The sequence below is a fragment of the Candidatus Gorgyraea atricola genome, assembly GCA_030765235.1.
Taxonomy (GTDB): domain Bacteria; phylum Omnitrophota; class Gorgyraeia; order Gorgyraeales; family Gorgyraeaceae; genus Gorgyraea; species Gorgyraea atricola.
This window is the reverse complement of record JAVCCW010000029.1, coordinates 197,279-207,910: the sequence shown is the minus strand read 5'-3', so window position 1 is coordinate 207,910 and position 10,632 is coordinate 197,279. Positions and strand designations below refer to the sequence as shown.

Below are 10,632 nucleotides of genomic sequence, written 5' to 3'. Positions count from 1 at the left end.
CAATTTAATTATCTTTTTAATTTAAATATAACCGCTTCATTCTCAGGTGAAAACATAGCATAAAGCTCACCGCTCAAAGCATGCTTTGAAAAATACGACACCAAGGATTCTCTAAAAAAATATCTGGTATTTTGCTCTATAATAACTTCAGGCTCTTTTCGTTCTGATAAAATATCGCCGTCCATAATTAAAACGCTCTTAGCTGCAATCCTTATAAAATGGCCTATCAATACCTGCCTTAATTTTCTCGTCTCTTCAATATTTGAACCAGTTAAAAAAGAAAAGACATGCGAAACAACAAGATGATCGTAAGATTTCGCAGGATAGGACTCAAGATATTTAAAATCAACTACACTTCCCTTCTCTACTTTAACATTTTTTTTATCCTTTAAAGCTATCTGTATTATCCGCAAAGCACCTGCGTTAACATCAAATCCTTTAATTTGAGAATCAGGGTAATACTTGACCAATTCTTTGATACTCTGCCCCTTGCCGCATCCTGCATCCAAAAAAGAATCTCCATTTTCATACCCCATACAAACTGAGTTATGTTTAATGTAATAGGCTATACGACTCTCCATGTCCCTATATATTTTTAAACAATCAGATTCTGATAGTCCATCATAATCAAAATATCCAAGACCATCTTTTGAATAGTGAATCTTTAAAAAATTTTTATATTTCTTTAAAGTATACTCTGCAAATTCTGAATTCCATGTAGCTTTCAAAAAAGATGAGAATCTGCTGATATAAGCAAATGGAATATAAAAAACAGAATGTCTTCCTATCTCTTTATTGCCAAGTCCTGCCAAAAGCCTGTTATGTCTAAACCAGCGTAAAAACCAAAACCATAAAACTACAAATGGCTTAAGAAGCAAGGACATTAACGACTCTATTAGGTTTTTTATATTTTTTTTAATCATACTATTATCTTGACCTCTTCATCTGTGAAAAATATTCTTTAAAGAATATAAATAGCGTATATGCCAAAAAAACAAAAAGTCCACCGGCTATGGCCTTCTTGGCTGTATTCTTTTCTGCGGGAACGCCTTTTAAAGCAGAGTCCAGGACCTTGATCATGGGTTTCTGAGATGTGACCTTTAGTTCCAGATTTATCTTGTCTAAATTCTCTACCGCGAAATTCGCTATGTCCCTTGTAAATTTAGGATCAGACCCTTTTACTTCCACGGCAAAACCGCCTGTTACAATGTAAGTGTCAAGGCTCCACCAGAACTTAGACCGGTTATTAAGGTTAAAATGCTTGTTTATATCTTTGCTCATGCGCCTGCTCTTTAACATGGAAAAAACAAGGTCATTAGAAGAGCTGCCTATGGCGAGATTTGGAAGGCCAAGATACGACCCCAGATTAGAAGCCTCCCCTGCTTCCTTGGCAGATAAGGCAATAAGAGTAGACCTGTAGACCTTTGGCTGAAAACTCTGCGCAAAAAAGGTAACAAATACGGTTAATATTATGAGGGCTATAATTCTTTTGCAATGTTTCTTGTAGATATCAAGGTAGTGGAAAATATCTATATCGTATCTCATGAGGCTCTCCTTCTTTTTATTGCCCTTAGTATGTTTTTTAAAGATAAGGGCAGTTTTCTATATAAGCTATGGGCCGAGTTTTTTATCTTTTTCATCCTGTATGCCTTTTTAAAATTATTTCCGTTACTGCAGAGTTCCAAATCAAACCTGAGATAGGCGTCCTTTATGTCGCTTTTCGAAATGCCGGGCAGTTCCAGCACAGAAGAGCCTTCCCCGAAATACGTGAATTGATATTTATTGCTTCGCAGATATTTTTTTTCTTTACATAGCTCCCCGAGAGGCGTGCCAGCGTAGGGATAGAATATAGAGACCTGAGCGTAATCAGGCCTTATTCTCTTATTAAGATCTATGGTCTTTCTGATGCTCTGCCTGGTCTCTCCGGGAAAGCCTAGTATATTGAAAGACATTGTCTCCAGTCCATTCTCCCTGGCATAGCCGAATGCCCTTATGATCTGCTCGTCTTTTATGTTGCGATTAAGAACAGATCTTCTCAAATGTTCATCCCCTGACTCGATCCCGATATTGATCTTTTTACAGCCTGATTCCTTTAAGAGTTTCGCGCTTTCGCTGTCTAACAGTTCAGGCCTTGTATTGCAGGTATACGGAATCCCTATTCTTTCCCTATACTCCGAACAAAAAGATTTAAACCATCCTGGATTCTTGTTAAAACAATCGTCGTCAAAACTCAATACGGCTGGCTTATATCTTTTAACAAACAGTTCTATTTCTTCCAGAGCCTTTGATACGCTTCTATGCCGTATTTTACTTCCTTTGTCCTTAAATATCTTATGAAACGCGGAATTACAGCAATAACTGCATGAATATGGGCATCCTCTTGAAAGCGTAAAATTCGCGTAACTGGTAAAAACCTTGTCGGGGAACACATCTCTGTCAGGAAAAGGTAACCCATCCAGGTCTCCTATCAACATCCTGAGTTCATTTTTTATAACACCTTCCTTGCTATTGAAATAGAAATTTGATGTATCCTTAAAATCCTTGCCCTGCGCTATCTTATTGACTACCTCTAAAAAGGCGTGCTCTCCTTCGCCGATACAAAGGCCGTCTATATGCGCGCTCTCTTTAATGGATGACGGGCAGACTATGGCATGCGGCCCGCCTGCTAATATCGGGATATTTTTCAATGCCGGGGTGGATTTTATCTTTTTGGAGAGTTCCTTTGTATACTGCCAGTAATTGGACATGCAGGAAAAGCCTATGACATCTGAATTGAAGTCTAATATATCCTTTATAATGCGCCTTATCCCGGAATAATCATCTACTATGAATAGTTTAACCTTGTGCCCTGCCTCTTTTAAAACCGCAATAACCGAAGCCAGGCCGTAATTAAAGCTGACCATATTACCCTGACATGGATAGATCATAAAGACGTTCATACGGCCTTCCCATTCGTTAACTCGTCCCACTCCTTTTTCATGATCTTGTATTCCTGCTCTTTGGTCTCTAAAAAATAACGGGTAAGGCGCAGTTTTTCTTCTATGCCTTCCTTTGTAAGGAGATAATTTGCTTTTCTCAGTTTGCCTGAATTATGCGAGAAATCATGGGCCTTGATAAAGCCCTTTTTGATGAGCTCTTTGAGGAGATAATTGGTCTTTCCTAAGGAGATATTGAGCCTGTTGGAGAGAATTCGCTGGCTGACAGCAGGATCTGTCTCTACGTGCTTGATGATATGAAGAACTTCTTCTTTTGGGGCCTGTTCAATCATTGAACACTATTGTACGACAGGAGAGTATCTCAGTCAAGAAGATTTGTTTAGTATATATATTTATATATTACAGCAGATTAATTCAGTGCAGCAATGATGCCTACACCTACTGCTACGCGCGATAGGATCTCTACGGTATCTCGTAAGAGCTGGCCTGGTGGTGTCCAGTATTTGAACTCCTGGGGAACGACTATGCTATCGCCTCTTGTGATCCTCTTGGACATCATGAATTTACTGACTGCCTCGCCATTGGCCTTTATAACATAGATACCGACCTTATCTGCGTGTTTTGTAAGGCCGCCTGTCTTGCGAACGTAATATTCAAGGCCTTTACTTGCTTCAAAAGGAACAGATGTGGGATTATTCACACTGCCGATTACCGCGATAGCTGAAGGTATCTGAGGCACTGTAAGGCTGTCTCCGTCCTCCAGCAGGATGTCATACTTGGTATCTTTTAACTGGTCAAGCGGCTTGAGCTTGATTACCATGCGGCCTTCTATATCAGCCGAGGATATAAACTCCAGCATCTCTCTCCTTGTCTTTAAGGACTCAGCCACAGCAGATGGATTAGACCTATCTGTCCTCCTTAGCAGTATCGATTGCTGCTCTTCCAATAAACTCCTATTCTCCCTCTCGATAAAACGCCGTCTCATCTTTTCCTGAGCTTTTTTTATGGATTCGCGCGTAAAGATACTTCCATTTAAAAATGCCTCTTCTGTAAACCCTCCTGAACGTTCAATAAGAGAGCTTAATCTCTCACCTTTTCTTGCTGAATATGCCCCTGGATACCTTACTTCACCCTTGATTGTAATTACCCTTCTTTCAGTAAGTTTTGGCTCTGATTTTACAGAAAGGGCGTCTCCTGCATGCAGGATTATATCTTTATCAAGTGATACACTGACATCAGATACGCGCCTTATCGCGATATCCCGCACAACAGGCTGTTCTCCTGGTATAATATGAAATAATTCAGCCCCTCTTATGACCTCATCAGGCTTAACGCCCCCTGCCTTAAAAATAAGATCTGAAACCTTCATATCTGGTGTCAGCTCGTATTTCCCTGGCCGATTAACAGCTCCGTCTATTTCCACAAACAAAGGCGGCCTGACCTGAGACTCAGAATACACAAGTAGAATGTCCCATTCGTCTAAAAAGAGTTCCAGATCTTCTTCATCAAGCAGTATACTATTCAAGTCTATCGGTATGATCTGTCTGGTCCTGTCATCAGTCACTCTTGCTATCTCAGCCCTGTCTAAATATGTGCCTGGCAAAAATCCCTTTGCCCTGTCTATAATGTCACTTACGCTCATATCGTTTGTCAACGCGTAATCGCCTGGCCGCTCAACATTTCCAACAATAGATACAAAGTTATGTTTTAGTCTTACTATAGGCGAAATGATCACCACATCGCCATTCTGCAGGCTGATATCTTCCAATGAAAATTTTCCAACATCCGTGCGCTTTAATTCAATATCAAGCATCACGCGTCTTTCATTGTTCTCGATACGTTCTACCTGTATCCGCTGGAGGTCTCCTGTAGGCGTAACACCGCCTGCAAAATTCAAAAGTTCTTGCAAAGGTGTCTCACCCCTTGTCTCGTATATTGCAGGGCGCTTTATATTGCCGGCTATAGCAACCACATCGCCCACTGTAGGAATAAAAATAGTATCGCCTGACTGCACCCTGGTGGGCCTTACCATCTTGCCCTCTAAAAGAAAAGGATAAAGGTCTATCTTCTCTGTCTGGCCATCTGCCTTTATAAGTTTGGCCTTTCTTAGTGAGCCGAGCTTGGTAGGCCCTCCGGCTGCATAGAGCGCCTGGAAGATGCTTGATTGAGAGCTTATGGTGTAAGACCCTGGTTTCTTCACCTCGCCCATTACATAGACCTGGATATCGCGCAATTTACCCATTGAAAGGTCCATGTAGAAATTCGTGTAATGCTGTTTGAGCATCTTTTTAATGCGGTCTTCAGTCTCTTTGATCTTCAAGCCCCAGACATAGAGCGGCCCTGCCTTTGGGAGCATGATCTTGCCTTCGCGGTCCACCTCTACTGGAAAACTTTCCTGGACACTACCCCAAATATTGATAACAAGTGTATCCCCTGGTCCTACTACATAATCCGGCCCGATCGGTACAACTGCTGCTTTAGAAGTGGACTGCAATGAAAGCGCGGGAGAAGAAGACTTAGTGCTGAACGCGGCGCTTAATATGCCAAGGGCGCCTAATGCCTGGCCCGTTTCTTCCCTGGCCGCGGATTCTTCTTTTTCATCGCGTTCTTCAGGTATTAAAAACAGGTCATAACCGAACTGCTTCAAATCCTTTGAAACGCCAAAAGGAATGGATTTTGCAAAGCTTTCTTCTATGCTGGATGGTTTTTCCGCAAATAAAGACTTCTGCATCAATTTTCTATTTTCTATAACAGTGCCTTCCGGGAAAAAATTATGTCCGTCGTACGGACAGGTGAGTTTCTGTCGAAGTTCATACTGCGGTCCTTTTAACCTATCGAGCTGGGTAAGGGCCAGGCTTTCATTTCTTTGTTCTGCCCTAGAAAGACTTGCCTTAAGCCTATCAAGCTCTTTTTTTTGTTCGGAAAGATCAAAGATGCCTTTTTGTTTCCCTTCTCCATTCTTATTCTGTTCAGACATCTCGATATCGCTTCCCTTTTCCTCGGAGATCTCGTAATGCACCCAATGAGAATGAGGGCCTTCCTTCCCTTCGATATAATAGAACTCCATGCCGCAGCGCGGACACCGGATTTTTTTATACGCAGCGGGCTTATAGCCAAGAGATTCATCTACGCGTTCAAGCTGAAAACCATCAGCTGAAGTCTCATATGAAAAGGCCTGCACAGGCAAAATTACGCTCACCAAAAAAATACATGCAAAAATTAAATTGATACTTAAAAGTCTCCTGATCATCGCTGCCTCCTTAAAATTTTCTTTTTGCTTCAACACCTACGATATGATTCCTTGCCGCGTTTGAAGTATTATCGTAATTATCTATGTCTTCGAATTCGTAGAACACATCGACTTCAATGCCGTGTATATTATACATCTTCAGGGCGTCTATTACACTAAATTCTATCCTTAATTCATTTACGGTCTCTACGCTGGTCTTCTGGAGGCCCCGGCGCTGATGACTGAAGGTGGTACTCATGCTGTATTCCCGGGGAAGATTAAATATAGCTGTTACTGCTATCTCCTCTGAATCGCCTCCTATGCGATGGCCTATTATGCTTCCTCGACGAGTATAGCCCGAGGCATATCTAAAATGGTCATAAAAAATATTATCAAGCTTGGCAAATTCTATTTTACCATCAAACCCTGGAATTTTAAACACATCCGTAAGATAAATGCCCGTAATAGAAGCTAGATTTATCGGGACATTACCTGCTTCGTCTTCCGCGCCCCATTCTGTATATAATTTTGCGCCTGTCGCGATCGGCAAAAATCTATCTATGCGCCGGATAAATAACTGGACATCGCCTGAGATTATATGATTTTCTGTCTCTGTGCCGCCGCCTGCCGCGCTAAATACCAGCGACGCTGAACTCCAGAAATTAGCAAAACCAAGGTTTTTTACACCCTTACCACCGTGCATCAGGATATGCCCGAATCCGAATTTCAGAAAATTCCACGGGGTATAATCCAGGCGCCATCCTGTTACAAACGCTCCGGGCACAGTTCTTTTGTCTTCAAGTCTGGAGACAAAAAATTGCGCGTTAAACCTGCCGATCTTTCTTAAAATAAATGGAAGCCTGAAAGGATGGATATTATTCCACTTTACCATATCCAGAGGAAAGGCATTATCTGTTAAAAGCAATGCGCCATGAAACCCAGGACCCCACCACATTGAACTGCGGCCCATTGAAAGCTCCATATTAAAGCTCGGATGGGCGACTCTTATATGGCCTTTTTCCAGATCCGCGTCTATATCCTCAGGGGTGTACCTGAGTCCAGGGGTTAAAGAGATCGCAAAGAGATTCGCGACCTTTGCCCATGTGTTCAGTCTGGCGCGAAGATTAAAACCGTCTTTTAGTTTCCAGCCTTCTTTGTTTTCAAAGAGCCGTTGGTCTGAATCTATATTCGCGTAGATCTTTTCAATATTCAGTTCTGGAGAGCTTAAGATATATTTTCTTGGCCCATCATCTCCTACTGCGGCAACATCAACTCCTATCGTAACTAATTCTTCCCTGAATTCATCTATCAGGTTATATAAAAGTATCTCTAAATATTCCTGCTGTGCCCATTCAAAACTTTGCTCATAATCAGCTGATTTTTCAATGGCGCTTTTTATCATATGCGCCATTTTTATGCGAGAGATCGGCCTGAAACCAATATCCGCGATATCAGCAAGATCCAATATGGCCAATTTCTCTATCGCATTATAGCTCCAATGCCTTACAGGCACATCGACGGAGGGATTTGCCAATAGAATCGAAGGGGCTAAAAAAATAGAACAAAAAATTAAAAAACTGGCTAGGCGAACCACTCGATAGTCTCTTTTAATCCCTTTTCTAGTTTTATCTTTGGTTTCCACTTAAGAAGTTTTGTTGCCCTGGTTATGTCTGGCTGTCTTACCTTTGGGTCGTCTTCCGGAAGATCCTTGTGTATAATCTTACTTTTACTTCGCGTGAGTTTTATTATTTTTTTGGCAAGGTCTATGATGCTTAATTCGACAGGATTACCTATATTTACAGGATCATGGATATCAGACTGGCTCAATAAATAGATCCCCTCTATCAGATCTGAGGCAAAACAAAAACTCCTGGTCTGAGAACCCTTGCCATATACGGTTATCGGCTCATTTTTTAACGCCTGGCTTATAAAATTAGGGATTGCCCTGCCATCCTTCTTTCGCATCCGCGGCCCATATGTATTAAATATGCGCACTATATGAGTATCAAGGCCGTGTGTCTTATGATAGGCCATAGTAATCGCCTCCGCGAAACGCTTGGCCTCATCGTAAACTCCACGTGGCCCGATGCAATTCACATGGCCATAATAAGTCTCTGGCTGAGGGTGGACTTTTGGATCTCCATAGACCTCAGAGGTAGAGGCAAGTAGAAACGAAGCCTTTTTTGCTTTTGCAACACCAAGTGCATTGTGTGTACCCAATGAACCGACCTTAAGCGTCTGTATAGGATACTTCAGATAATCTATCGGACTTGCAGGGGAGGCAAAGTGCAGGATAATGTCTATTTTCTCGTCAATATCTATATACTTTGAGATATCATGTTTTATAAATCTAAATTTTGGATCTTTTTCAAGATGAGAAACATTTGAAAGGCTGCCTGTTATAAGATTATCCATGCAGATAACCTTATAACCTTCTTTAAGAAAACGATCGCTTAGATGTGAACCTAAAAAACCCGCGCCGCCTGTAATTAAAATCGTCTTTGTCATGTCTTGATCCTTTTTAAATCCTCAGCCACCATCATCCTGACCAATTCTTCAAAATTGACCTTTGGTTTCCAGTTTAATGTTTTTTTGGCTTTAGCGCAGTCGCCTCTGAGCTCATGGACCTCGGCAGGACGAAATAATGATTCATCTACCTTTACATGATCTTTCCAGTTAAGCCCCGCATGTTTAAAGGCAAGTTCTGCGAATTCCTTGACCGTATGCGTCTCGCCTGTAGCTATCACATAGTCGTCAGGTTTATCCTGCTGGAGCATTAAATACATTGCTTCGACATAATCTCCCGCAAAACCCCAATCCCTCTTAGCGTCCAGGTTGCCGAGACGTAATTCTTTAGCAATGCCCTTTTTTATCCTGGCAACACCTCTTGATATCTTACGCGTTACAAATTCATAACCGCGCATGGGAGATTCGTGGTTAAAAAGTATGCCATTGCATGCAAAGAGGCCGTAGGCCTCGCGATAATTACGGGTTAGATCAAAACCAGCCACCTTGGAAATTCCGTAAGGCGAACGTGGATGAAAAGGCGTGGTCTCCTTCTGCGGCACTTCTCTTACCTGGCCAAACATTTCGCTCGACGCGGCAAAATAAAACTTGCACTTGGGCGCCCTATTTTTTATCGCGGAGAGTACGTAATGCGTACCGTTTATATTGGTACTTATAGTAGAGAATTCATCTTCGAAAGAATAACTCACAAAACTCTGCGCGCCCAAATGATAGCATTCGTCAGGCTTTACTTTTTCCACCACATCAAATAAACTCGCGTAGCTCTCAAGAGAACCTGAATGGAGCTTTATTTTTTTTAACACATCCTTTATGCGCCACAGACGATGCTCGGGATCTTCCAGCGCAACGCGCCTGACAATACCATGGACCTCGTAGCCCTTTTCCAGCAGCAGCCTTGATAAATACACGCCATCCTGTCCGGTGATGCCTGTTATGAGTGCCTTCTTCATTGCCTCTCCTTTTTAGCAGTAGCAGTAGGCCAGGTTTAAACCTGGCCTACATGGAGTCTAGAAAAATACTCTACCGTCTTCGCAAGCCCCTCTTCAAAACTAACCTTAGGATCAAATTTTATGAGTTTCTTTGCCTTGCTTATGTCTGCGAGTGTATGTTTTACATCCCCTGGTCTCACTGGATCTAGCTTTGGTTTTATGTCTTTTTTGAGGATCTTATTTGTGTATTTGACTATATCAAGAACTGTGTATGCCTTTCCACAAGCGATGTTAAAAACCTCACATTTTACGCCTGGCATTGTGGCAGCTTTAATATTGGCCTGAACAACATTTTCTACATATGTGAAGTCACGTGTCTGTTTGCCGTCACCATGAACAGGCGGCTGTTCATCTTTTAGTATGCAGGTTATAAACTTCGGTATAACAACAGCATATTCATTCTCAAGGCTCTGCCTTGGCCCGAACACATTGAAATAACGAAGGCTTGCTGTCTCCAGTCCATATATCTCACTGAAGATCCTGCAGTAGTATTCACCTGCCAGCTTTGTAAGAGCGTAAGGCGATATCAAAAGCGGGTAAAAATCTTCTTTGTTAGGGAGCGTCTTTGTCTCTCCGTAGATAGAGCTTGAGGAGGCAAATACCACTCTTTTTACCTTTGCATCTTTTGCCGCGGTCAGGATATTCAAGGTCCCGTTTATGTTTACATCATTGTAAAGTTTTGGATTCCCAAGTGACTTTGGTACACTCCTCAATGCTGCCTGGTGCAAAACATAATCAATCCCCTGCATGTCCCATGTCCCTTGTCCCTTGTCCCTTATATCCGCCTTTACAAACTTTATCTTACCTCTTACAGATTCTAAGTTTCTAAGCTGACCTGAACTTAAATCATCGATAACTGTCACTTTATCGCCATTATTTACTAAACTTTCAACAATATGCGACCCAATAAAACCTGCGCCGCCTGTAACTAAAAATTTCATAACCTATCCTC

Annotated in this window: 9 protein-coding genes; all 9 read right to left on the bottom strand. The window is 41.9% G+C overall.

Annotation, left to right across the window (positions count from 1 at the left end):
• Nucleotides 1-8: 8 nt before the first annotated feature.
• The 9 genes from P9L93_06605 to P9L93_06565 all read right to left on the bottom strand — a co-directional run bounded on the left by P9L93_06605 (nucleotide 9) and on the right by P9L93_06565 (nucleotide 10,621).
• Complete coding sequence (locus P9L93_06605) at nucleotides 9-923, bottom strand: class I SAM-dependent methyltransferase (protein ID MDP8230752.1); 915 nt, start codon at nucleotides 921-923, stop codon at nucleotides 9-11.
• 4 nt (nucleotides 924-927) lie between these two features.
• On the bottom strand, nucleotides 928-1,545 hold the full coding sequence (locus tag P9L93_06600) for a hypothetical protein (protein MDP8230751.1): 618 nt from the start codon (nucleotides 1,543-1,545) through the stop codon (nucleotides 928-930).
• Entirely contained in the window at nucleotides 1,542-2,939 is a 1,398-nt protein-coding gene (locus P9L93_06595) for a radical SAM protein (GenBank protein MDP8230750.1), read from the bottom strand. The genes P9L93_06600 and P9L93_06595 overlap by 4 nt, the downstream gene beginning before the upstream one ends.
• Nucleotides 2,936-3,268 (bottom strand): MarR family EPS-associated transcriptional regulator, encoded by a 333-nt coding sequence (locus tag P9L93_06590; protein MDP8230749.1) that lies wholly within the window; start codon nucleotides 3,266-3,268, stop codon nucleotides 2,936-2,938. The genes P9L93_06595 and P9L93_06590 overlap by 4 nt, the downstream gene beginning before the upstream one ends.
• Before the next feature lie 77 nt (nucleotides 3,269-3,345).
• The gene (locus P9L93_06585) at nucleotides 3,346-6,186 is read right to left on the bottom strand and encodes an SLBB domain-containing protein (GenBank protein MDP8230748.1); all 2,841 of its coding nucleotides are present in this window, start codon (nucleotides 6,184-6,186) and stop codon (nucleotides 3,346-3,348) included.
• A 10-nt stretch (nucleotides 6,187-6,196) separates the two neighbouring features.
• On the bottom strand, nucleotides 6,197-7,678 hold the full coding sequence (locus P9L93_06580; protein ID MDP8230747.1) for a capsule assembly Wzi family protein: 1,482 nt from the start codon (nucleotides 7,676-7,678) through the stop codon (nucleotides 6,197-6,199).
• Nucleotides 7,679-7,746: 68 nt separating this feature from the next.
• Nucleotides 7,747-8,673 carry an SDR family oxidoreductase gene (locus P9L93_06575; protein ID MDP8230746.1) on the bottom strand — a complete coding sequence of 309 codons (927 nt, stop codon included), beginning with the start codon at nucleotides 8,671-8,673 and terminating at the stop codon, nucleotides 7,747-7,749.
• On the bottom strand, nucleotides 8,670-9,641 hold the full coding sequence (gene gmd / locus P9L93_06570; protein MDP8230745.1) for a GDP-mannose 4,6-dehydratase: 972 nt from the start codon (nucleotides 9,639-9,641) through the stop codon (nucleotides 8,670-8,672). Before gmd ends, P9L93_06575 begins: the two co-directional genes overlap by 4 nt.
• A gap of 35 nt (nucleotides 9,642-9,676) precedes the next feature.
• Complete coding sequence (locus P9L93_06565) at nucleotides 9,677-10,621, bottom strand: SDR family oxidoreductase (GenBank protein ID MDP8230744.1); 945 nt, start codon at nucleotides 10,619-10,621, stop codon at nucleotides 9,677-9,679.
• Nucleotides 10,622-10,632 lie beyond the last annotated feature (11 nt).